The organism is Mesorhizobium sp. B2-5-3 (assembly GCF_006441005.1).
In the GTDB taxonomy this organism is placed as follows: domain Bacteria; phylum Pseudomonadota; class Alphaproteobacteria; order Rhizobiales; family Rhizobiaceae; genus Mesorhizobium.
The window spans coordinates 204,560-226,948 of sequence record NZ_VFUS01000003.1; the positions used below are offsets into that span (position 1 = coordinate 204,560).

23 protein-coding genes and 1 tRNA gene are annotated in these 22,389 nt (G+C 62.9%); 13 read left to right on the forward strand and 11 right to left on the reverse strand.

Translation table 11 applies throughout. The features are described from left to right. Positions 1–113: 113 nt before the first annotated feature. The 5 genes from plsX (at position 114) to FJ867_RS08395 (ending at position 3,756) form a co-directional block, all read left to right on the forward strand. A complete protein-coding gene (plsX, locus tag FJ867_RS08375; RefSeq protein WP_140494009.1) occupies positions 114–1,184 on the forward strand; it encodes a phosphate acyltransferase PlsX in 1,071 nt (356 codons plus the stop codon). A 9-nt stretch (positions 1,185–1,193) separates the two neighbouring features. After that, entirely contained in the window at positions 1,194–2,165 is a 972-nt protein-coding gene (locus FJ867_RS08380) for a beta-ketoacyl-ACP synthase III (RefSeq protein ID WP_140494008.1), read from the forward strand. A gap of 100 nt (positions 2,166–2,265) precedes the next feature. Further along, positions 2,266–2,589, forward strand: a complete 324-nt coding sequence (locus tag FJ867_RS08385) for an integration host factor subunit alpha (RefSeq protein ID WP_140494007.1) — start codon at positions 2,266–2,268, stop codon at positions 2,587–2,589. A gap of 224 nt (positions 2,590–2,813) precedes the next feature. Beyond that, positions 2,814–3,353 (forward strand): MerR family transcriptional regulator, encoded by a 540-nt coding sequence (locus FJ867_RS08390; RefSeq protein ID WP_140494005.1) that lies wholly within the window; start codon positions 2,814–2,816, stop codon positions 3,351–3,353. A gap of 100 nt (positions 3,354–3,453) precedes the next feature. Continuing rightward, positions 3,454–3,756, forward strand: coding sequence for a hypothetical protein (locus FJ867_RS08395; RefSeq protein ID WP_140494003.1), 303 nt, complete (start codon positions 3,454–3,456; stop codon positions 3,754–3,756). A 282-nt stretch (positions 3,757–4,038) separates the two neighbouring features. On the opposite strand, the gene FJ867_RS08400 is transcribed toward FJ867_RS08395, so the two are convergent. Further along, positions 4,039–4,224, reverse strand: coding sequence for a hypothetical protein (locus tag FJ867_RS08400; RefSeq protein WP_140817070.1), 186 nt, complete (start codon positions 4,222–4,224; stop codon positions 4,039–4,041). A gap of 220 nt (positions 4,225–4,444) precedes the next feature. Next, on the reverse strand, positions 4,445–5,056 hold the full coding sequence (locus tag FJ867_RS08405) for a hypothetical protein (RefSeq protein WP_140560580.1): 612 nt from the start codon (positions 5,054–5,056) through the stop codon (positions 4,445–4,447). Positions 5,057–5,342: 286 nt separating this feature from the next. Between FJ867_RS08405 and FJ867_RS08410 the strand changes: the two genes are divergently transcribed. Continuing rightward, positions 5,343–5,627, forward strand: coding sequence for a helix-turn-helix transcriptional regulator (locus tag FJ867_RS08410; RefSeq protein ID WP_140560581.1), 285 nt, complete (start codon positions 5,343–5,345; stop codon positions 5,625–5,627). 139 nt (positions 5,628–5,766) lie between these two features. Continuing rightward, on the forward strand, positions 5,767–6,228 hold the full coding sequence (locus tag FJ867_RS08415) for a YbaK/EbsC family protein (RefSeq protein WP_140624656.1): 462 nt from the start codon (positions 5,767–5,769) through the stop codon (positions 6,226–6,228). A gap of 46 nt (positions 6,229–6,274) precedes the next feature. Here the strand turns inward: FJ867_RS08415 and FJ867_RS08420 are convergent. Beyond that, positions 6,275–6,351, reverse strand: a tRNA-Pro gene (locus FJ867_RS08420). A 389-nt stretch (positions 6,352–6,740) separates the two neighbouring features. On the opposite strand from FJ867_RS08420, the gene FJ867_RS08425 reads away from it, so the two are divergent. The 3 genes from FJ867_RS08425 (at position 6,741) to FJ867_RS08435 (ending at position 9,417) form a co-directional block, all read left to right on the forward strand. After that, positions 6,741–8,138 (forward strand): cytochrome B6, encoded by a 1,398-nt coding sequence (locus FJ867_RS08425; RefSeq protein WP_140556988.1) that lies wholly within the window; start codon positions 6,741–6,743, stop codon positions 8,136–8,138. A gap of 49 nt (positions 8,139–8,187) precedes the next feature. Further along, entirely contained in the window at positions 8,188–8,790 is a 603-nt protein-coding gene (locus FJ867_RS08430; RefSeq protein WP_140493992.1) for a DUF4142 domain-containing protein, read from the forward strand. A gap of 117 nt (positions 8,791–8,907) precedes the next feature. Then, positions 8,908–9,417, forward strand: coding sequence for a DUF892 family protein (locus FJ867_RS08435; RefSeq protein WP_140493990.1), 510 nt, complete (start codon positions 8,908–8,910; stop codon positions 9,415–9,417). Positions 9,418–9,497: 80 nt separating this feature from the next. Here FJ867_RS08435 and FJ867_RS08440 read toward each other — a convergent pair whose 3' ends face one another. The 4 genes from FJ867_RS08440 to FJ867_RS08455 all read right to left on the reverse strand — a co-directional run bounded on the left by FJ867_RS08440 (position 9,498) and on the right by FJ867_RS08455 (position 14,101). Next, positions 9,498–10,772 (reverse strand): O-antigen ligase family protein, encoded by a 1,275-nt coding sequence (locus FJ867_RS08440; protein WP_140817072.1) that lies wholly within the window; start codon positions 10,770–10,772, stop codon positions 9,498–9,500. After that, positions 10,769–12,304 (reverse strand): undecaprenyl-phosphate glucose phosphotransferase, encoded by a 1,536-nt coding sequence (locus tag FJ867_RS08445; RefSeq protein ID WP_140493986.1) that lies wholly within the window; start codon positions 12,302–12,304, stop codon positions 10,769–10,771. The genes FJ867_RS08440 and FJ867_RS08445 overlap by 4 nt, the downstream gene beginning before the upstream one ends. A 93-nt stretch (positions 12,305–12,397) precedes the next feature. Further along, positions 12,398–13,528, reverse strand: coding sequence for a glycosyltransferase family 4 protein (locus FJ867_RS08450; protein WP_140817074.1), 1,131 nt, complete (start codon positions 13,526–13,528; stop codon positions 12,398–12,400). 9 nt (positions 13,529–13,537) lie between these two features. Beyond that, positions 13,538–14,101 (reverse strand): polysaccharide biosynthesis/export family protein, encoded by a 564-nt coding sequence (locus tag FJ867_RS08455; protein ID WP_140493982.1) that lies wholly within the window; start codon positions 14,099–14,101, stop codon positions 13,538–13,540. 253 nt (positions 14,102–14,354) lie between these two features. Here FJ867_RS08455 and FJ867_RS08460 point away from each other — a divergent pair, with 253 nt between their 5' ends. Continuing rightward, on the forward strand, positions 14,355–16,604 hold the full coding sequence (locus FJ867_RS08460) for an exopolysaccharide transport family protein (protein WP_140817076.1): 2,250 nt from the start codon (positions 14,355–14,357) through the stop codon (positions 16,602–16,604). Positions 16,605–16,650: 46 nt separating this feature from the next. Here FJ867_RS08460 and FJ867_RS08465 read toward each other — a convergent pair whose 3' ends face one another. Beyond that, entirely contained in the window at positions 16,651–17,877 is a 1,227-nt protein-coding gene (locus FJ867_RS08465; protein WP_140817078.1) for a GNAT family N-acetyltransferase, read from the reverse strand. Positions 17,878–17,965: 88 nt separating this feature from the next. Here FJ867_RS08465 and FJ867_RS08470 point away from each other — a divergent pair, with 88 nt between their 5' ends. Then, complete coding sequence (locus FJ867_RS08470) at positions 17,966–19,024, forward strand: polysaccharide deacetylase family protein (RefSeq protein WP_140817080.1); 1,059 nt, start codon at positions 17,966–17,968, stop codon at positions 19,022–19,024. A gap of 17 nt (positions 19,025–19,041) precedes the next feature. On the opposite strand, the gene FJ867_RS08475 is transcribed toward FJ867_RS08470, so the two are convergent. Beyond that, a complete protein-coding gene (locus tag FJ867_RS08475) occupies positions 19,042–19,257 on the reverse strand; it encodes a DUF2842 domain-containing protein (protein WP_140556977.1) in 216 nt (71 codons plus the stop codon). A gap of 183 nt (positions 19,258–19,440) precedes the next feature. Between FJ867_RS08475 and FJ867_RS08480 the strand changes: the two genes are divergently transcribed. Continuing rightward, entirely contained in the window at positions 19,441–20,529 is a 1,089-nt protein-coding gene (locus FJ867_RS08480; RefSeq protein ID WP_140817082.1) for a COX15/CtaA family protein, read from the forward strand. Between the two features lie 82 nt (positions 20,530–20,611). On the opposite strand, the gene FJ867_RS08485 is transcribed toward FJ867_RS08480, so the two are convergent. Together FJ867_RS08485 and argC are read right to left on the reverse strand one after the other, a co-directional pair. Next, positions 20,612–21,454, reverse strand: coding sequence for an aminoglycoside phosphotransferase family protein (locus tag FJ867_RS08485; RefSeq protein WP_210240547.1), 843 nt, complete (start codon positions 21,452–21,454; stop codon positions 20,612–20,614). Continuing rightward, positions 21,451–22,377, reverse strand: a complete 927-nt coding sequence (gene argC / locus FJ867_RS08490) for an N-acetyl-gamma-glutamyl-phosphate reductase (protein ID WP_140493968.1) — start codon at positions 22,375–22,377, stop codon at positions 21,451–21,453. Before argC ends, FJ867_RS08485 begins: the two co-directional genes overlap by 4 nt. Positions 22,378–22,389 lie beyond the last annotated feature (12 nt).

Here is a 22,389-nt window from a genome sequence, read left to right on the forward strand (position 1 = left end):
CACCCGCGACGGAAAAGTCGGTTGTGCGAATGTCCAAAACCGCTATTTTCGCCGAACCTTCGCGATCACTAAAACGATCCGCCGCCTAAGCAAAACCGTGAGATGAATACCGCGTGATCAGGATTTCCATCGATGCCATGGGCGGCGATCACGGACCAGCCGTGGTCATTCCGGCGCTCATGACGGTCGCGACCCGCCGTCCCGACGTCCGCTTCGTCATCTACGGGCGGGAGGAGGCCGTACGACCCGAACTGGCCAAATTTCCCAAGCTGGCCGGTGTGAGCGAATTCTTCCACTGCGAGGTGGCCGTCAGGATGGACGACAAGCCGAGCCAGGCACTGCGCCATGGCCGCTGGAAGTCATCGATGTGGAAGGCTGTCGAGGCGGTCAAGTCGGGTACGGCGGACGCCTGCGTCTCGGCCGGCAACACCGGCGCGCTGATGGCGATGTCGAAATTCTGCCTGCGCACCATGGCCACCATCGACCGCCCGGCGATCGCGGCACTTTGGCCGACGCTGCGCGGCGAAAGCGTGGTCCTCGACGTCGGCGCCACCATTGGCGCGGATGCGCACCAGCTCATTGATTTTGCCATCCTTGGAACCGGCATGGCCCGATCGGTCTTCGGCGTCTCGCGGCCCAGTGTCGGCCTGCTCAATGTCGGCGTCGAGGAGATCAAGGGCCAGGAAGAGGTCAAGGAGGCTGGGCGCATGCTGCGTGAAGCCAATATGGCCTCGATGAACTATCACGGTTTCGTCGAGGGCGACGATATCGGCAAGGGCGTGGTCGACGTCGTCGTCACCGAAGGCTTCGCCGGCAACATCGCCCTGAAGACGGCGGAAGGCACGGTGCGCCAGATTGGCGGCTACCTGCGGGCGGCGATGAGCCGTACGCTGATGGCCAGGATCGGCTATATCTTCGCCAAGGGCGCGTTCGATCGCCTGCGCGAAAAGATGGATGTCGGCCGCTCCAATGGCGGCGTTTTCCTGGGGCTGAACGGCATTGTGGTGAAAAGCCACGGCGGCGCCGATTCGGATGGTTTCGCCGCCGCCATCGAACTCGGCTACGATATGGTGCGCAACAATCTGCTCGACCGCATCGAGGCCGACCTGGACTTGTTCCATGCGCGCAATCCGCATGCCCAGACATCTAGGAAATCCGACGTCGTCAGCGACGCAAAGGAATAGGAAAGAACTTTGATCAGATCAGTCGTGCGCGGCATGGGCGCCGCGCTGCCCCGCCGCATCATGAAGAATGCCGACTTTGAAGGCATGGTCGAAACCTCGGACGAGTGGATCGCCCAGCGCACCGGCATCCGCCAGCGCCATATCGCGGCCGACGACGAGACCACCGCTTCGCTGGGTGAGGCGGCGGCGCGCGCAGCGCTCGCCGATGCCGGCCTGACGCCCGGAGACATCGACCTGATCGTGCTGGCGACCTCGACGCCCAACAATACTTTTCCGGCCACGGCCGTCGAGATCCAGAACCGGCTCGGCATGCATCACGGCTTTGCCTTCGACCTGCAGGCGGTATGCTCGGGCTTCGTCTATGCGGTAACCACGGCCGACCTCTATATTCGCGGCGGCTTGGCCAAGCGCGTGCTGGTGATCGGCTCGGAAACCTTTTCGCGCATCCTCGACTGGACCGATCGCTCGACCTGCGTACTGTTCGGCGACGGCGCCGGCGCCCTGGTTCTTGAAGCCGGCGAAGGGGGCGGCAGTATTGCCGACCGCGGCGTGCTAGCGATGAGCCTGCGCTCCGACGGCGCGCACAAGGACAAGCTCTTTGTCGACGGCGGGCCTTCGACGACGGGAACGGTGGGCTACCTCAGGATGGAAGGCCGCGAGGTCTTCAAACATGCGGTAGGCATGATCACCGACGTCATCGAGGCGACGTTTTCGCAGGCCGGCATCACCGCCGACGACCTCGACTGGTTCGTGCCGCATCAGGCCAATAAACGGATCATTGACGCTTCCGCCAGGAAGCTCGGGATAGCTGAGGAAAAGGTGGTGGTGACGGTCAATCTGCACGGTAACACCTCGGCTGCTTCCGTGCCGCTGGCGCTTTCCGTGGCTGTTGCCGATGGCCGCATCAAAAAGGGCGACCTTGTGCTTCTGGAAGCGATGGGCGGCGGCTTCACCTGGGGCGCGGTTCTGCTTCGCTGGTAAGTGCCGAACGGTCCGGTTCGGTCCTTGACCTTGCCGGATCAATTACTTAGGCTCTGCCGCTGTTGTGTCGATTTTATGTTTGAGCTGATGGGACGGTCGCATGGGGGGAAAGACACTTACGCGCGCCGACCTTGCCGAAGCCGTTTACCGCAAGGTAGGTTTGTCGCGCACTGAATCGGCGGAACTTGTCGAGGCGGTGCTGGACGAGATCTGCGAGGCGATCGTCCGTGGCGAGACGGTGAAACTGTCGTCTTTCGCGACGTTCCACGTCCGCTCCAAGAACGAGCGCATCGGGCGCAATCCCAAGACCGGCGAAGAGGTGCCGATCCTGCCGCGTCGGGTGATGACCTTCAAGTCGTCGAACGTGCTGAAGAACCGCATCTTGCGCTCCCACCAGAGCGGCAAGGCGAAGGGCGGCAAGTAGGCTCGCTGCAAATGCACGGTTGAAAACAGGCCTTGCGATGATGCCGGGCTTGAATATTGCCTCACAAACCGCTGAAATGAGACCCGATTCGGCAACATGGCCGGATTGGTGTTCCGCGTGATCGTTACGCGCAGCCGGAATGAGCTCCCCTCCTGTCGAGGGAATCTCGTTCGAACGCCGGTTCCCATGTCCCGGGATCATGCTCCAGTGTGAGGATTTCGCCCATGGACAAGAGCCCTGACGCCTTTCGCACCATCAGTGAGGTCGCCGAAGACCTCGATCTGCCGCAGCACGTGCTGCGCTTCTGGGAAACGCGTTTCAACCAGATCAAGCCGATGAAACGCGGCGGCGGCCGCCGCTACTACCGGCCGCAGGATGTAGAACTGATCAAGGGCATTCGCCATATGCTCTACGACCAGGGCTACACCATTAAGGGCGTGCAGAAGCTGTTGCGCGAAAACGGCAACCATTTCCTGGTTGCCATCGGCAATGGCGATATGGCCGCCGTCGAGGCGATCTCGCAACGAAAGCAGGCCGACCAGGTGCCGTTGACGGCGGCAGCGCAGCCGCGCGGCGGAGATGACGAACTGGTTGGCCAGCCGAGGGTCAAGCCCAGCCGCCGTTTCTTCGGTCTTGGCAAGAGCGACGAGGAAGGCCCGGTCCAGCCGGACGCTTCGAAACTGTCCCGGGACAATCGCGCGCTGTTGCAGGAAGCGTTGTTCGACCTCCTCGAATGCAAGCGCCTCCTCGACCAAGTGCGCTGACGGGCAACCGGCCGGCGCCTGAAGAACGGGAACCCGCCTTTGGGTGATGCGTTACGTTTTCTTGAGCAAGACAAGGCTTGAGCAGACAAGGAAACGCATCATGGCATTATTCTCGACCCTCTCGGACGTCGATCTCGACAGGCGGGTCGCTGCACTCTCCAGGGAATTGGCGGCCCTGAAGAAGGCTGCGTCCAGGCGGGGCGGCGCCTATTACGAAGACGGTCGCGACGCGGCGCTTGACACGTATTCCGACCTTGCGGAACGTCTGCACGATGCGTTGCCGGCGATCCGCGAGCGGGGCAGGGCGATCGAGAAATCCGCCCGCGAGCATCCGGCGGCGGCCGCGGCGATCGGCTTTGTGGTGCTTGGTCTGGTCGCCAGTCTGCTGTTCAGCCGGCGCTGACCTTTATTTATTCCTCGGTTCCGCTGGATCGGTGCGCGGGCGATTCATGTTGCCCGAAAGTGCACCCGGTTTAGGACAGCGGCGCCTGTGGGTGCCATGAAAAAAGGGCCATAGCCCCAGCTTGTCGGTCTGCAGCACGAACAGGGGTTTTTTCGTCAGAGCAGGCGCTCGTTGTAGCGCTGCGAGATCGCGCTGATACGGCGCGTATCCGGAGGAAACCAGGAGAAGACCGGCTTCGAACAAGAAGCCAAAGCCGGTCTTCTCATTGGCAGTCGGTTAAGCTCAGGCCTTCTTGCCCATAACCTTGTGGTGGTGGTGATGATGGTAGTGGTGGCTGCGATGGTGCTTGCTATGATGACGATGATGCTTGTGCATCGGCGCGGCATCAGCGCTGGTCGCGCCGAGGATTGGCATGGTGAATGCAAGTGCAACTGCAAGCCCGAGGGCCGAGAGGAGGGACTTCTTCATGGATATCTTCCTTTTTTCGCAGGCAATCTGAATCAGGCCAACAGCCTGTTCGCCGCGAGCGGGATTACGCTCCCGATTTTTTTCGTCAGTATTTCCCGAATATAGAATTTTGTTTCTGGAATGTGTCTGGCGGCGCAGGCTGTGGGCTCCGCCGACAGGCTGAGCCCACAGCGCCGATGAGCGGGAGAAATTTCGGTACGGGGCCGCAGACGCAACCGGCTTACATGGGCGGGACCACGCCATTGTTGCCGACCACGACGCGGTTGGCACTCAGCGTGCCGTCGGCGCCGCGCGTCGCGGTGACCACGACGGGCGCGCCGGGCTTGAGATCGGCCGGCGTGGCCGGCGCAAAGGTGACGACCGGCGTCTTGTCGGGGATTGAGATCTTCTTTGTCTGGCCGTTGTCATAGGTCAGCGTCACCGCGCGGCCATTCACGTCGGTCACGTCGGCGACGGTGCCGTTGGTCATGCGGCTGTTGGGCTTGAGGTCCCAGGCGCGGTCGCCTTCGCCCGTGCCTTTCAAGGCTGCGGGAAACACCACGACCTCGAGCGCGCCGCTGCCGCCATCGGCCTTCGACACGGACGCTATGCCGAGGAAATCGCCGAGCTTGATGTCCTTTACCGACGCGCCCGCGACGCCCGATATCTTCCATCCGGCGGCGAGCTTGATCTTATCCATGCCACCCTGGCGGTTTTTCACCGTCAGCTGGGATTGGTCGGAACTGGCCACGACGCCGCGCACCCGCACCGTGTCTGCCGCCGGCGCGCTGGTTGCAGCAAGGCCAAGGCTGGAAAGCGTGCCGAGCACGATCATGATTGTCCGCAATTTCATCGCATCGATCCTTTCAGGAAAATGACAGCCGCGCCGGCAACGGTCCTGGGTTTCGCGCCGGCGCAATTGAACCAACGAACGGGGTCGTAAAAATCATCGAGCGACGAGGTGATCAGGTGTTCAAAAGAACTTGATCGAGAGCGGTTGCGAGCGGCGTGCGCCAGGCATGGTTCACGATGCTGTGACGGCCAGTTTGTGACTTGGCAAATCACCCGCAAGCGGGCATGTTCTCGCCGTCTCAGGCAACACCATTTTCATCAAACTCTTTCAGCCAACGGAGTTGCCAATGCCATACAGTGCAAAGCGCGAACCCCTCCCGGAACTGGTTGCCAGCGAAGCCGGGCAAGGCCATAGCGCCCTCAGAACGATTCGGGAAACCAAGGGATACAGTGTCGAGGAGCTTTCCCTGACAACCGGTCTGGCGGTCGACGAAATCGAGGATATCGAGAACGGCAGGACGGCCGATCCGTCGCAGCTGCGCCGTATTGCGTCGGCGCTTCGGCTTCCTCAGGAGGCGCTGCTCGGCACGGCCGTGCAGGCGCGGGCCGCGCAAGACCGCCCCGCGCTGTAGCGCCAGTGCCATGCATGTTCGAAAACCCGCCGGGGACCTTGGCGGGTTTTCTGTTTGCCGTGACTGAAGGCCTTGGCACGTGTTTATGGACGCGCCGGCCTAGCTTGCTGCTTCGTCATTTCGATCCGCGGGGGTTTCGATGAGCCTGGAATCCGTTCGTGCCTTTTTCGCCAGCAAGGCGCCCGATATCGACGTGATCGTGACCGAGGCGAGTTCGGCGACCGTAGCATTGGCTGCGCAGGCACACGGCGTGTTGCCGGCGCAGATCGCAAAGACGATCTGCCTTCGCGTCGGCGAACGCACCATGCTGGTCGTGACCAGCGGCACCGCCAGGCTGGACAATCGCAAGTTCAAGGATCGGTTCGGCAGTAAGCCGCGCATGCTGGAGGCCGCTGAGGTTATCGAGGCAACCAGCCATCCGGTCGGCGGTGTCTGCCCGTTCGGCCTGCCGGCGCCGCTGCCGGTCTATTGCGACGTGTCGCTGCGCGGTTTCGAAGAGGTCGTGCCTGCCGCCGGCGCCACCAACGCGGCGGTGCGGATCGCACCGCAACGCATGGCTGATCTCACCGGCGCCGAATGGGTCGATGTGTGCCAGGGGTAGATGGCGATAGATGAGACGGACTTTGGGGGTAAGTCCTTGTTTAAAATGGTCGGAGTGGCCGGATTCGAACCGACGACCCCTTGACCCCCAGTCAAGTGCGCTACCGGGCTGCGCTACACTCCGGACCGCGCAAAGCCATATATATTCGAGGCTTGGCGCGCAAGCGCTAAAACCGCCTCCGGAAGCAGAACCAACCATCGCCGATAAATCGCGTCAAACCTGACCGGAAGTCCCACGGGCGTTCCCGGGTCGCTCCGTGGACCATGCCATGAGCAAGGCTTCCTTCAGAGTAAATGCCTCCACCTGTCGGGGCCCTCTTGGCCGGGAATTGCTTTCCAAACGTGGCGTCGCCGTTCGAGGCGGGGAAGATGTCGCCCTGCATTCAGAGATGACGGGCCCGGCGATGGCTCAATCCGGTGGCGGAAATAAATTCCCTTTCGCCAACTCCCGCCTTGGAACAAACCGCCCCCGGTCCGGTTTGGCAACCGTCCGGGGAACTTAGGAGGGACGAAATGACCGGCAAACTCCATATCGGCCTTCCGTGCGCGATCATCGTCGCGGCGGCCAGCATCAGTGCGTTCTCGGATCCGCTGCCTCCTGACATCACCTATCGGCCATTGCCGAGCCAGCCCTTTTCCGCGGTGAAAGCCGATGACGAGGCGCAGAAGCCTGGCGTGATGGAGCGTCAGAAGAAGCTTTTGGAGCAACGTTATGATCTGGCTGACCGTCCGATACCGGGCGTGATGATGACCGACGGCAAGAAGCCGGTCCAGGGTGGCGTCAGGGTCAAGCTGGCGGGTGGCTCGACCTGGGACAGGCTAAGCTCGATGAGCCCCGGCGATATTCGTGACCAGGGTCTTCTGCCGGCTGGCTTCCTGCCGCTACCTCATGTCAAGCAGGCTGCCGGAGGCCAAGTGTTTCCCGAGAAGGAAATCCGCGAGATCGGCCGCCAGGAAGGCCGTGATCTGCGCCGCTTCGACGTCGATTTCGATCTTCCCGATCACCTGACGCCCGAATTCCCGCCACCGATTTTCCTGACCACCCACCCTGAACTCGGCGATGTCTCGCGCGGCGAACTGCTTACCATCCGCAATTACTACGAGATCATGAACGGCATCATCACCCCAGTACAGATGGAGGGTTTGCGGCTTCTGCTGACGCCATTCCCGCAGGAAGAGTTCAATCAGACCGAGGACCGCAAGGTCGCTGGCCAGAGCATGGGTGTCGCCTGCCTTGATTGCCATTCCAATTTCAACACTAACGCCGCCTTCCATCAGACACCCGACATCAGGCCGCAGGCGGCGCGCTTCCGTCTCGACACCACCAGTCTGCGCGGCCTCTTCAACCAGCAGATACATGGATCGAAGCGCTCATTGCGGTCCGTGGAGGATTTCACCGAATTCGAGCAGCGCACCGCGTATTTCAATGGCGATCATGTCAGTGCCACCCGCAAGGGCGTCAACCTGCCTGACCGCCCGAACCAGGTGGCGATGATGGCACAGATGCAAAACATCATCGATTTCCCGCCGGCGCCTAAGCTCGATCCGTTTGGCCGCCTCGATCCGGCACTGGCGTCAGCAGAGGAATTGAAAGGGGAAGCGGTGTTCATGGGCAAGGGCCGCTGCTCCCAATGCCACAATCCGCAGACGTCCTTCATGGACAACAACATGCACGATCTGAAGCTCGATCGTTTCTACAAGCCAGGACAGACCGTCAACGACATGGTCGAGCTTCCCGACGGTCCGATCAAGACGTTCACGCTGCGCGGCATCAAGGACACGCCGCCCTATTTGCATGACGGCCGCCTGATGACGCTCGCCGACACGGTCGAGTTCTTCAATCTGGTGCTGGGCACCAAACTCGACCAATCGGAAAAGGACGCGCTGGTCGCCTATCTGCTCGTGCTCTGAGAAAGCGCGCCGTGATATCCGGCGCGATACGCTTCCCGAGGAGGTTCGCATGCGTCTACTCGCAACTGTCGTGGGGCTTGCGCTTCTGCCTGCCGCCACCGCCTTCGCCCAGTTCGGCAATCCGGCTGGCATGGCGCCGGACACGATGAAGGAATCTCCCGGCAAGCCAATGCCTCACCAAACCAACTATCAGGACCGGCTGTTCGCGCAGCTTACCGCTGCTGGCGGTCTGGCCGAGGTCCGCTTCGGCGAGCTTGCCGGAAAATCCGAAAATGCCGCGGTGAAAGACTTTGCCCGCAGGATGGTTGACGACCACCAGAGGGCGAACGACAGGCTGAAGTCGCTCGCCGAAGCGGCCAAGATGCCGCTTCCGCCTGGGCTGGATGCCGAGCACGAGGAGATGCGTACCAGGCTGGAAAAGCTTACAGGCGTCGAATTCGATCTGGCTTACATCAGCGGCCAGATCGTCGAGCATCAGAAGACTGTGCAACTCCTTGAATGGGAGATCGGCTCCGGCCAGGATCCGGATGTCCAGCATTTCGCCTCGGATATCCTGCCGGCCGTACTGGAGCATCTGCGAATGGCGCGGGACGTCCGCAGCAAGCTGGTGAACCCGGCATTGGCCGATGCCTCGGGCCAGAGCAAGAAGTGACCGTCGCGTCGGCGGCCAATCCGCGCGTTGGCAGCGCCTCTGGCCGAACCTGCCATAGCCCGGGCGGAACAATGCTCTCCACTCGCGGTTTGGGCGAGCAACCCAAGGGAGACCTTCATGACACAATCGCGCGACTGGTTGATACAGTGGCTGAGAGACGCTCACGCCATGGAGGAGCAGGCCGAGACGATGCTCTCCGGGCAACTGTCACGCCTCGAAAGCTATCCGGAACTCGGCGACCGCATCCGTCAGCATCTCGACGAGACGCGGCAGCAGGCCTCGCGCCTCAAAAGCTGTCTTGACCGGATCGGAGAGGGATCCTCCGCGATGAAAGACGCAGGCGGCAAGCTCACCGCCATGGCCCAGTCGATCAGCGGCGTGTTTGCCGGCGACGAGGTGATGAAGGGCTCGCTCGCCAGCTATACTTTCGAGCATATGGAGATTGCCTCCTACACGATGCTCATCGCCGCGGCCAACGCCGAAGGGGAGGCCGAGGTGGCGCGTGTGTCTGAGCAGAATCTGCGCGAAGAGGAGGCGATGGCGGATTGGCTCAAGAGCCATCTCGCCGAGACGACGCAGATGTTCCTGTCTCGCGCCGCGGCCGACAGCGATGCCGCAAAACGATAATCGGGCCTGTCATCGCGTCGAATTTCGCCGGCCATGATCGTGCGACAGCGGCAGCGCGCGCTGCCTGTCGGCGGCGGCGACTATCGAGCCGATAGCGCTCCGCGGTCACGTGAAGCTTTCGGCATCGCCAGCCGTAATTGCCGCTGATGACGGTGTTCCAGCGCGATCGCGCCCCAGACCAATCCGAGCAGCAGGTAGACGTGGCGCCAATGGTCGATATCGATGAAGGTGCCGAGCCCGACATTGCCGATGAAGGCGACATAGGCGCACAGGAGATAAGGCTGCCATGGCCGGTCGCGCAGCAGGATGCGGAATCCGGCACATATCGTCCAGATGACGAGCGTCAGGAACGACACGAAGCCGAGCCAGCCATAGTCCATCAGCATCTTCAGCCAGATATCGTGGGTGTCCTCGCCGAAGATGGTGCCGAACACCAGAGGCCCGATGCCGAACGGATGCTCCATCGCCATCTGGAAGCCGATCGCATAGCGGGCGAAGCGGCCGAGGCGGGCGGTGTCGTAGCTCTGTTCGAGATGGGCACGGTTGGAGAACATCTCCGCCACGCCGGGCAGCTGCAGGATGACGATCATGGCGATCGCCAGCAGCGACAATGCCGCGATGGTCATCACCACCACGCGCAGCCGGAACATGCCGCTGTTGCTCTGCAGGAACAGGCAGCCGGTGAGCAGAACGGCAGAGACGGCAAACATGCCCCAGGCGCCGCGCGAGAAGGAGAAGAAGATGCCTGATGTGATGATGAGCAGCGGCACCGCCAGCAGCGGCATGCGCGAGACCGGCCCGGTCAGCAGCAGATAGAGCAGATAGATGCCGGGCAGAACCAGGAACGGCCCGAACACGTTCGGGTCCTGGAAGGCGCCTGCGGCGCGGTCGTATTTGGTGAACATCTCCGCGCCCGGGAAGGCATGGAAATACCCTGCTATGCCGAGGAGCGAAGTCATCACCGCGGATATCACATAGGCAATGAAGATCAGCCGGTAGAGGCTCGGCTGCGTGGCGGTGACCGATGCGAAGAAGACCGCGCTGAAGGCGAGAAACAGCGACACTGCAAGGTAGAGCGGCGTGTTGGCGAGGTCCGACATCTGCGTCATGGCGATCATGCCGCCGATATTCATCGTCACCAGAAGCACCAGCAGCGGCGCGGCCGCGTGCGAAATCCTCAAACCGAAAAGCGCCCAGATGGCGATCAGGCCGGCCATGTAGATTTCGTAAGGAGCCGGCTCGCTGATGACGAAGCCGGAAAGCAGGATGCCGAGCCCGACCGCGCCCGAGGAAATCAGTGCGATCAGCTTGGCATTGACCGCCGCGCGCGGCAGGTCATGGGTGACCGCGCTCAATAGGCGTTTTCCGTGTTGAGCAGCCGGATCGGCGTCAGGAACAGGATCCGCAGGTCGAACAGCATCGACCAGTTCTCGATATAATAGAGGTCGTATTCCGTCCGCATGCGGATCTTCTCGTTGGTGTCCATCTCGCCGCGCCAGCCATTGATCTGCGCCCAGCCGGTGACGCCGGGCTTGACCTTGTGGCGCGCGAAATAGCCGTCGACCACTTCGTTGTAGAGCAGGTTGTGCGACTGCGCGGCAATCGCGTGCGGCCGCGGGCCGACCAGCGACAGCGAACCCAAGAGCGAATTGAAGAACTGCGGCAGCTCGTCGATCGAGGTCTTGCGGATGAAGCGGCCGACGCGGGTGACGCGCGGGTCGTTCTTGGTGACCGTCTGTCTGGCGGTCGGGTCCGACCGGTCGGCATACATCGAGCGGAATTTATAGACTTCGATCACCTCATTGTTGAAACCATGCCGCTTCTGGCGAAACAGCACCGGTCCCTTGCTGTCGAGCTTGATGGCGATAGCGGTCGCCAGCATCACCGGTGAGAACACGACGATGCCGATCAGGCTGAAAACGATGTCGAAGGCGCGCTTGGCCACCGAATCCCAGTCGTTGATCGGCTTGTCGAAGATGTCGAGCATCGGCACCGAGCCGATGTAGGAATAGGCGCGTGGACGAAACTGCAGCGCGTTCGAATGCGCCGACAGCCGGATGTCGACCGGCAGCACCCACAGTTTCTTCAGCAATTGCAGCACGCGCGATTCGGCGGTCAGCGGCAGCGACACGATCAGCATGTCGATGCGGGCGATGCGGGCGAATTCGATCAGCTCCGAGATTGTGCCGAGCTTGGGATAGCCGGCGACGATAGGCGGCGAGCGTTTGTCGCTGCGATCGTCGAAAATGCCGCAAATGCGGATGTCGTTGTAGGGCTGCCTCTCGACCGAGCGGATCAGGACCTCCGCTGCCTTGCCGCCGCCGACGATGACGGCGCGCCGCTCCATGTGGCCGTCGCGCGCCCAGCGCCGGATCAGCTTCGACATCACCAGCCGCAGGCCGAAGATGAGAATGAAACCGACGGCGAACCAAGTGCCGAACAGCAATCGTGAATAGTTTTCAGATATCTTCATCACGAATGCCGTCAGCGCCATGAGGGCGAACGTGCCGGCCCAGACCAGCAGCAAACGGCCAAAATTGGCGATCGGCCGCATGAGTGAGACGATCTGGTAGCAATCGGTGACGTCGAGCAGCACCACTGCAAGGAACGACGCGGCGGCGATCGTCAGCGGATATTGCCAGGCGAAATAGTTGAAGAAGCCGACAAAGTAGAAATAGACGCCGAGGCCGGAAAGGAACAGCACTGCGAACTCGACCATCCGCAGGACGCCGCTCACCATGATCGGCGACATCGTATCGCGCCGGTATTGCGAGGCGACCTGACGGGCGACATCATTCATGCCGCCCGGCATGCCGCCATCGGTCGGGGTGTCGAGTTTGCGCACAGCCTCTGCCGAAAAGCGGTGCACGGGATCGATCTCGTTCATGGGATTTCCGCAAGCTTCCCCCAGGCAATAGCAAAAGAGAGCTAAGAAACCCTTGAAACAACGCGTGGCTTTGGAAGGGCTTGGGCTTGTGGTTTATTTGGCCAGCGCCGCGAAATACGCTTTCTCGATCTCGGCGGCCATGACATCGGCTCCGAAGCGTGCCTCCAGATCGGCGCGATCGGGCATCAGTTTTCGATAGGCGGCGGGATCGGCCAGCGCTTCGGCCATCTTGTCGGAAAGCTGCAGCGGATCAGGCCTGATCAGGGCAGGGGAATCGGCACCGAAGATCTCCGGTATGCCGCCAACGGCCGTGGCGATCATCGGTTTTCCCGCAGCCAGCGTCTCCAGCACGACATAGGGCAATGCTTCGGCGCGCGAGGGAACGACGACCAGCGCGCCCAGCGCAAAGGCATCCCTGGCCGGCATCGGCGGCAGGAAACGCACATTGCCGTCAAGCCCGAGCCGCCTCACTTGCGCGCGGTACCGAGGCAGGTTGTCGCCGTCGCCCACCATGACCGCGCCCAGCGGGCGTCCGAGCCGTGTCCCCGCAAGGGCCAGCGCGTCGATGAAGATGTCGGGTCCCTTGAGGTCACGCATCATGCCGATGTAGAGCAGGTCCACCATTCCGGGCTTCTCCGGAACGGGGTCGAACTCAGCCGCGCGCAGGCCATTGTAGATCAGCGCGTTCGGAATGGGCGCCTCGCCGACCTTCCTGCGATAGGTGCGTCGCTCATAGTCCGAGACGAACAGCAGACAGTCGGTGAAGTGAGCCATGGATCGCTCGAGCGCGAAGAACAGCTTTCCCGTGAACGTGCTCTCGTCATAGTGGAGAGAACCGCCATGCGGCGAATAAAGGCGGGCTACGCGAGACCTTGATACCCGCAACAGTGAGCCGAACAGACGGGCATAGGCGCCACCCTTGGCGCCGTGCCCGTGCAGCACGTCCGGCCGCAATTCCTTGATGATTCCGTAGGTGCGCGAGGCCGAGGCGAGATCGCCCAGTCCGACATGGCGCTGCATCGGCGTGCGATGGATGCCGAGCGCCAGCATGGCCTTCATCCGCTCGAACAGGCGCTCCTCGTATTCCCCGCCTGTGGTCGAATCGCACACGATGCCGACCGAATGGCCGGCGGCGACCTGAGCTTCCGCGAGGTCCCGCACATGCCGAAAGATCCCGCCGACAGGTGAACGAAAGCAATGGACGATCCTGAGTTTGTCCGCCACGTGTGTTCGTCAGAACAGACGTTCACGCACATAGACAGTATCTCCGGGCAGCAGCGGGTCTGACGTGACAACCCGGCCGGTCATCACCTTGCCGTTGATATCTCGGGTGATGTCGACGCTTTCCTGGTTGGCGCGCGGCGTGAAGCCGCCGGCAATGGCGACGGCTTTCTGAACGGTGAGGCCGGGCACATAGGAATACTGGCCGGCGGCGCCCACTTCGCCCATGACGAAGATAGGCCTGTAGCGGTCGATCTCGACGGAAACATCGGGATCGCGCAGATAGCCTTGGCGCAGTTTGTCGGCGATTTCCTTTTCCATCTGCTGGGCGGTGTGGCCACGGGCCGGCACGGCACCGACCAGCGGGAAGGAGAGATAGCCGGACTGGTCGACACTATAGGTGTTGGTCAGCCCGTCCTGCTCGAACACGGTGACGCGGACGCGGTCGCCGGCGCCCAGGCGATAGGGTTGATCGAGCACCTCGTGGAAGGCGGCCGGCGTCGGCCGGTAGCTGGAGCAGCCGGCAAGCATCGACACGGCAAGCAGCGCGCGAAAAAGGGAAGCAGTGCTTTTCATGACAGGACACATACCTTCGACTGGCCGCTGCGGCGTCGCAGCAAACATCTGAGAGCGCGTCCGTTATCGTCCTGTTAGGGTTAATGGCCGGTAAAGGGTACGACCGATACGGCATCGATCTACAGGAGTTTTACAACTTTGGCGATTTTGCTTGGCGCCTCCCAGTAAGTCCTAGCGGAAGCTTGCTGTGATCTTAACGGCTGAGTTACCATAGTTGTTTACGGTGCACGCGATCCGTATCGGAGTAGGATGCATGTCCGTTCAGTCCACGGCCGCAGACGTTGACGTCGATCTTGGGCAGCTCTTCGCCAGCCTGGCGAGGAACTGGCTGCGAATATTGGTCGTCTCCCTGGTGGTCACCGGGTTGGCGTTTGCTCTCGCTTCGCTGGCAACCAAGCACTACAAGGCCCAGACGCAGGTTCAGATCGATACGCGTGAATCCGTCTACACGCGCCCCGCCGGCAGTAATGACAGCGACAAGCCGATCCTCGATGAGCAAGGCGTCGCCACCCAGGTCCAGATCATTTCGTCCAACGAAATCCTGAAGCGGGTGGCGCAGAAGCTTGATCTGTCGCGATTGCACGAATTCGATGAAACTGTCGATATGTCGCCTCTCAGCCGCCTGCTGATCCTGGTGGGGTTGAAGAACGATCCCCTGGATATCCCGGTCGATGAGCGCGTCCTGAAGAAGATGCGCGAGAAGCTCAACGTCTATGGCGTCGAAAAGACGCGTATCATCGCCATCGAGTTCTCCTCGGAAGATCCCAAGCTCGCGGCTGCTATCCCCGATGCCATTGCCGCCGCCTACATTGCCGGGCAGGGCGCGGCCAAGCTCGAATCCAACACGGCCGCGGCGGACTTCCTGGCTCCCGAGATCGCCGATCTGCAGAAGCAGGTCAGGGATGCCGAGGCCAAGGTCGCCGCCTATCGCGCCCAGTCGGACCTTCTGGTGGGCGGCAACAATTCTGTGCTCGCCACCCAACAACTGGCCGAACTGTCGACCGAATTGTCGCGGGTGCGGGCCAACCGCGCCGCCGCCGAAGGCACCGCCGACAGCGTGCGCAAGGCGCTGCAGAATGGCGGCTCGCTGGATTCGCTGCCCGAGGTGCTGTCATCCGATCTGATCCAGCGCTTGCGCGAACGGCAGGTCGAACTGCGCGCCAACATCGCCGACCTGTCGACGACGCTGCTCGACAATCATCCGCGCATTCGCGCGGCAAAATCACAGCTGGCCGATCTCGACGCGCAGATCCGCAGCGAAGCTCAGAAGGTGATGAAGGGGCTGGCCATGCAGGCCGATGCCGCCAAGTCACGTGAGAGCCAGCTCGTCGCCGACGTCAACACGCTGAAGGCGGCTTCCGCGGAGGCAGGCGAACAGCAGGTCGGTCTCGATGCGCTGCAGCGTGACGCTGCCGCCAAGCGCCAGCAGCTCGAACTTTACCTGACCAACTACCGCGAGGCGGCTTCGCGCCAGGATCGCAATTACGTGCCGGTCGACGCGCGTGTCATCTCGAAGGCCGTAGTGCCTTCCGAGGCCTACTTCCCCAAGATCGGGCCGATCGTCGGTGCTGCTTTTGCCGCCTCGCTTTTGCTCATGTCGGTGTTCACGCTGCTGCGCGAACTCTTTTCCGGCCGCGCCATGCGCCCGGCCAGCGGCGCTCGCTTCGAGCCGATCGACGAGGTGGCGATGCCGGTCGCGGCCAGGGAACCGACGATCATTCCAGAGTCCGGGCCTGAGCACCACGCTGAGAAAGCGGTGGAACCGGAGATGATGGTGGAGCCGGATCTGCCCTCGCCGGCGGAACCTGCCATGGAGGTCGAACCCGCCGCCGGCGCACCGGTCGCCGAAACCGTCCCTGTTGCCGAGGCCGTCCCGGTCGCCAAAACCAGGCCACGTTCGGTGCTGGGCGAGATCGACGTTGAAAAAGCGGCGGAAAAGCTGATCGCAAGCGGCGCCGCGCGCGCCATCTTCGTGTCGCCCGAAGGTGACGAGGCGGCCGCGTCCGCGATCCTGGTGGCGCGTGAGGTCTCCGACGCCGGCCTGCGCGTGCTGCTGCTCGACCTCACGGCTTCCGGCGCCGCCTCGCGACCGATGCTCGACAGCGGACTGTTCCCGGGCATCACCAATCTGCTCGCGTCGCAGGCGCAGTTCAGCGAAGTCATCCACCCCGACCTCTATTCCGACTGCCATGTCATTCCTGTCGGCACCGCCGATCCGGTTCGCGCCATGCGCGCCGCCGACCGGCTGCCGATCATCATGCAATCGCTGACCACCGCCTATGACCTGGTGGTGGTCGAATGCGGTCCCGCCGACGCCCAAGGCATCAGCCGTCTGGGTGGCGATGCGACCGAGGTGTTCCTCTCCATGCTGGAGCCGGATGATGAGGTGACGCAGGCCGCCGTCAAGCTTATCGAGAATGGCTATCCGGAGTTGACGCTGGTGACCCCGCTCGGCCACGAACCGCCGGGCACCCCGGTGCCAGGAAGGCGCTCGGCGGCTTGAGTCCGATGAGCGGCGCTTGTGGTCATCACGTTGGAAGGTGGGCGGGTTAGCTACCGTCCTCGGCGGGCGCCGGCGCCTGGCCAGCGGCCTTGCGACGCAGCAGCTTGGTCAGCTTCCAGATCGTCGGACTGTTCTTGACGACGGCTTTCAGCCTGGCGCTTTGCCGCAGCCCCAGCGCCAGTGCGCGGCCTTTCGACGTCAGCGGAACCAGCACCTCGAAGTGCTGCGTTTCGATATCGCACCATAAACGCTTGTACGGCTCGTCGCCGACCGAGAAATCATAGACGTCGAAACCCGCCTCGCAGGCTTCCTGGATATTGTCGAAGAACAGGAAGTCGCCGGGGCTGGTGTGGGCGAGGTCATCCTCGGCGATCGCGCCGAACTCGCAGATCAGCCGTTTGCCCGAGCGGCTCGATCCGGTCACGGCGCGAAGCTTGCCGGCGACCTCGAGCCCGTGCAGCACGAAGGAGGGCTTATCCTCGGCAAGCGCCTCGGTGAACAGAGCACGGAAGAACGCGCGCACTTGATTGTCGCCGAAGACGTTGGCGATGCCCATCCTGCGGAAGCGGGATTCCTTCATCTCGAAAAAGCCGTCGAGCAGCCGGCCGACCTCGTCCACGGTCCGCGCCTCGATGCGCCGATGGCTGCCGATGGCCTCGAACTTGCGCGTCTGCGAGCGGTGCTTCTTGCGTTTGCGCTTTCCGTTTGCGCGAGAGAGCAGTGCATCGAAACCGCCGACCAGGTCGACGGCGAGCGACAGGTTCGGGCTGTCGAAATAATCGAACGAGGCGAGTGGGTTGGCTACGCCATCGAGGTCGGGCAGCAGGCGTTCGAAGGCGACGAGATCGATGTCGGGGCGAGCCTCGGCTATGGCCGCCAGGGTCGAACGAATAGCCGCGCTGTCCGCCCTGGCAAGCCATTGCGGGTCGGCGGCGACGAAATTGCCATTGGCGTGGCGGCCGCCCATGAAGCGCGCAACGCGGAACGGCCCACGGCCGACGACCTCCAGCGCCAGTGCGAAAACCGGTCTGCCTTCGCAATTCAGCATCGCCACGACCGGGTCCGGCTCGACCTGCGCGGCCCAGTTGCGGACCCAAACCGCGCTCTGCGCCGGCGCGAACACGGCGGAGCGGCAGAACGCGGCATAGGCCGCGAGCCCATCGGCGGAAGCGGTGGAAACCGACAGCCCAGCCGGCCCTATTGGCGGCACACTGGGCGGGGCTTCGATTGCCGCCAGGCGATTGCCGTCAAATGACGCGGCCGCGTCAACCATACCTCAATCCTTAGGGCGTATTGCTGCCGATTTGGGGGCGCTCAGGCGTATCCGTGCTTGGTTCAGCCTAGGCGCAAAAGGTGAAGGAATGATCGACGGCGGGGAGGCAATCCGAAAGCTGGCGCTCAACGTCGCCCGCTATACCGGCCTCGCACCGCTGGCCAAACCGCTGGTCGGCGGTATTGGCGCCATCCTCATGCTGCACCGCGTTACGGCAAAGCCCGAAAAGCCCGACAGCGTCAACCGTCATCTCAACATTGCGCCCGGCTTCCTCGACGCCATGATCGCCGGCCTGAAGGCGGATGGCTACGCCTTCGTCTCGATGGACGAGGCGGTGGAGCGTATCGCGGCGCGCGGCAAGGGCGGCCAGTTCGCCGCCATCACCGCCGACGACGCCTATCGCGACAACATGACCGAGGCCTTGCCGGTGCTGGAAAAGCACGGCGCGCCGATCACCATCTATGTGGCTCCGGGGCTTATCAACGGCACTGCGGATCTGTGGTGGGACGTGGTCGAGGATCTCGTCAACGCGGGCGATCGCCTGACCCTGACGACGTCCGAAGGGAAAACGACGATCGACTGCACCAGCCCGGCCAAAAAGCTCCAGGCCATCGCACGGCTGCACACCTATCTCACCAGCGAGGTTCGCGAGGAGGACCTGCGCGCCGTGCTGCGCGAACTGGCGCATGCGAACGGCGTCGACGCCGGCCGGCCGCGCGTCGACACGCTGATGACTTGGTCGGAGATCCGCGCGATCGCAGCGCATCCGCTCGTAACGATCGGTGCTCATACGATCAACCACAGCAATCTGAAGCGGCTTTCAGAAGCCGACGCGCGGCACGAAATCGTCGGGGTGAAGTCCATCCTGCGAGCCGAGCTGGGCGAGGAGCCGCGCCATTTCGCCTATCCCTACGGCTATGCCAGCGCTGTCGGCTGCCGCGAAGTGGGCTTTGTCCGCGATGCCGGCTACACCTCGGCCGTGACCACCCGTCATGGCGTGCTGCGCGCCGAACACGCCGGCTTCCTGCACGCATTGCCGCGCATCTCGGTCAACGGCCGTTATCAGAACGTCGCCCACATCCGCACCATGCTGTCTGGCGTGACGACGCCGCTCGCCAACGCCGGAAAGATGGTGGTCACCATCTGAGGCCGGCCGGCAACGGTTCAGCGCTTGGGCCGAGGCTCCAGCATCAGCCATTTGATGATGCCCATGGCCGGCAGCACCCAGAGCAGGCCGCTTAGCAGGAAGAACAGGAAATGTGTCCACGGGCCCGCCTCGGACAGCCGGGCGACCGCGAAGATCGATGCGACCAGCGCGTAGATGACGACAAGCGCCACCAGCAGGAACATTCCGATCAGCTTTTTCAGGCGCACGGGCATGGTTGGCCTCCTGGAGCCGGGGTAAAGTGCGGCCCAGCTCAATGTGTCGGCTTGGCCATAGGCCTTGACGCGAAGCTGTGCAACCCGACAGACGCGGCGCGACGGCGTGCCGCGCCGCCCGGTCTTGCATGCGGGAATGCGATGGTCCACCAATCCGCGACTTCAACCTGCCGGGATAAATCCATGGCCGCCATTACTGCCGCGCCTTACGAGGCGCGTGACCGCGATCTGCACAACCGCGCGCTGGTGCGCGGCTGGCTCTACGTCGTGCTTCTGGTGCTGTTCGCGCTGGTGCTGGTCGGCGGCGCCACAAGGCTCACCGAGTCCGGCCTGTCGATCACCGAGTGGCAGCCGATCCACGGCGTCATCCCGCCGCTCAACGACGCCGAATGGCAAGAGGAATTCCAGCGCTATCAGCAGATCCCGCAATATGCCGAGCTCAACAAGGGCATGAGCATCGAGGCATTCAAGTCGATCTTCTGGTGGGAGTGGGCGCATCGTCTCCTGGCGCGCAGCGTCGGTCTGGTTTTTGCCTTGCCGCTGCTGTTCTTCTGGGCGGCGCGCCGCATCGAGCGCGGACTGGGGCCGAAGCTGGTCGGCATCCTGCTTCTCGGCGGTCTGCAGGGCGCCATCGGCTGGTGGATGGTTGCCTCCGGTCTGGTCGACCGCGTCTCAGTCAGCCAGTACCGGCTCGCCACCCATTTGACGCTTGCCGCGCTGATCTTCACGGCGACCATGGTCGTCGCGCGCGGCTTGGCGCCGCATTCGGAACCTGCGGCCGATCGTTCGACCCAGAAACTGGCTGGTCTCGTAGTGCTTCTGGCGCTGATCCAGATCTATCTCGGCGGTCTGGTCGCCGGGCTCCACGCCGGCCTGAGCTACAACACCTGGCCGCTGATGGACGGAAAGATCATTCCCGGCGATCTGCTGATCCTGGAGCCGGCATGGCGCAATTTCTTCGAAAGCCCCAAGACGGTGCAGTTCGTGCACAGGATCGGCGCCTATACGGTGTTCGTCGTCGCCTTGTGGCACATGATCGCCGCGCGTCGCCGTCTGCCCGGTTCAACGCATGCTCGTCGCGCGACGCTGTTGTTTGCCCTGGTGCTGGTGCAGGCCTCCGTCGGCATCGGCACGCTGTTGATGCATGTGCCGCTGCACATGGCGCTGATCCACCAGGGACTCGCGTTGATCGTGCTGGGGTTCGCCGCCGCGCATTGGCGCGGCACCAAGGGCGCATATCCCTTGCCCCACGAGATCGCCCTCGGACGCTGAGTCTCTCCGGTCACATCCAGAACGTTCGACTGCGCCATCGTCTTGTCGCCGTCGAATTCCGCCTGACGCAAGGCGGCACGGATCAGAAGCCGAGCCGTACCGTTCGGATCGCTGCTGCGACCGACAGTTCGCGGTTCTCCTCGATCGCGTTGTCGTCCTCATGGTGCCAGGAAGCCGACAGGCAGCCATAGGCGATGGCGTGATCCAGTATTGCCGCCGGCGTCTGGCTCAGCGTTCGCGCAAAGACTTCAGCCATCCCGGCAATCCGTGGGGGATCGAGACAAAGGTCGTCGCGATCAAGAGGATTGTAGAACATGTTCGCGGCATCGAATCCCGGGTCGCCGAGAACGCCCTTCGGATCTATCGCCAGCCAGCCGCGTGCTCCGTGCATGATGTTGTCGTGATGGAGGTCGCCATGCAGCGGCCTGACATCATGCGGACCACCCAGCAGCCGGTCGGCGATTTCCGCCGCTTCGACATAAAGGCTGTTCCGGCCAACGACACGGTCGGCCTCCGCTTTCTTGAACAGGCTGGAAAATCGTTCCCGAAGCGGCTGCAGGTCGGGCGGAGCGGGGTGATCCGATGGCGAAAACAGCTTTGCCATCACCTCCGCCGCGATTTCCGTGGCGGCCAAATCTCCCTGCTCGGCAAGAACATGCGACAGCATGGTCTCCCCGGCATATTCGAGCAACATGGAATGCCCGTCGCGGCCCAGCAGCCGCACGGCGCCTTCGCCGCGCCGCCAGGCAAGGAAATGCTCGCCGCGCAACTCGTCTGCGACGTCATCGAATGGCTTCAGCGCCTTGACGATCGCCGGCGAGCCGTCCTCGCGCCGCACCTTCCAGATGCGGCTCGAAAAGGTCTCGGCGATGAGCTCGGGCGCGCTGATCTTCCAACGGTCCGGAAATGCCGGTGCCGCCATCAGAGGCCGAGCATCAGGTCCATGTTCTGTACGGCAGCCCCCGATGCCCCTTTGCCGAGATTGTCGTAAACGGCGAGCAGCAGGGCCTGCGCGCGCTTGTCATTGGCAAAGACGTAGAGCTTCATTCGGTTGGTGCCATTGTAGATTTCCGGATCGATCTCCGGAATGCGCTCCACATGCGCATAGGGCGCCACTTCGACCACGCCGCCCTTGATGGCGGCGAAATGGTCGGCGATGGCTGCATGGAGTTCCGCACCGGTCGGCACATGGTCGAGGCCACCGAGCTGCAGCGGCACCACCGTGATCATGCCTTGCGCGAAATTGCCCACCGCTGGCTGCATGATCGGATCGTGCGACAGTTTCGCATAGGCCCTGAGCTCCGGCACGTGCTTGTGCTGGAGGGTGAGCCCGTAGGGCAGGAATTCAGAGGCGTCCTCGCCCTTGGCGACATAGTCCTCGATCATCGGGCGGCCGCCGCCCGAATAACCCGAGATGCCGTTGACTGTGACCGGGAAATCCGCAGGCAGCAGGCCGGCGGCGACCAGCGGCCGCAGCGTCGCGATCGGTCCCTGCGGCCAGCAGCCGGGATTGGCGACGCGTTTCGCCGCCCCGATCTTCTTCGCCTGCTCCTTGTCCATCTCGGCAAAGCCATATTCCCAGCCTTGCGCTACGCGATGCGCGGTCGAAGCATCGATGACCCTGGTGGTCTCGTTGGAGATCAGCGACACGCTCTCCTTCGCCGCATCGTCCGGCAGGCACAGGATCGCAACGTCGGCGGCATTGAGGAATTCGGCTCGCGCCGCCGTTTCCTTGCGGCGCTCGGCGGGAATTGAAATGATCTCCAGGTCGCCGCGCTCGGCAAGCAGCGCCCGGATCTGGAGACCGGTGGTGCCGTGCTCGCCGTCGATGAAGATTTTCGGTTTCATTGGCTGATCAAA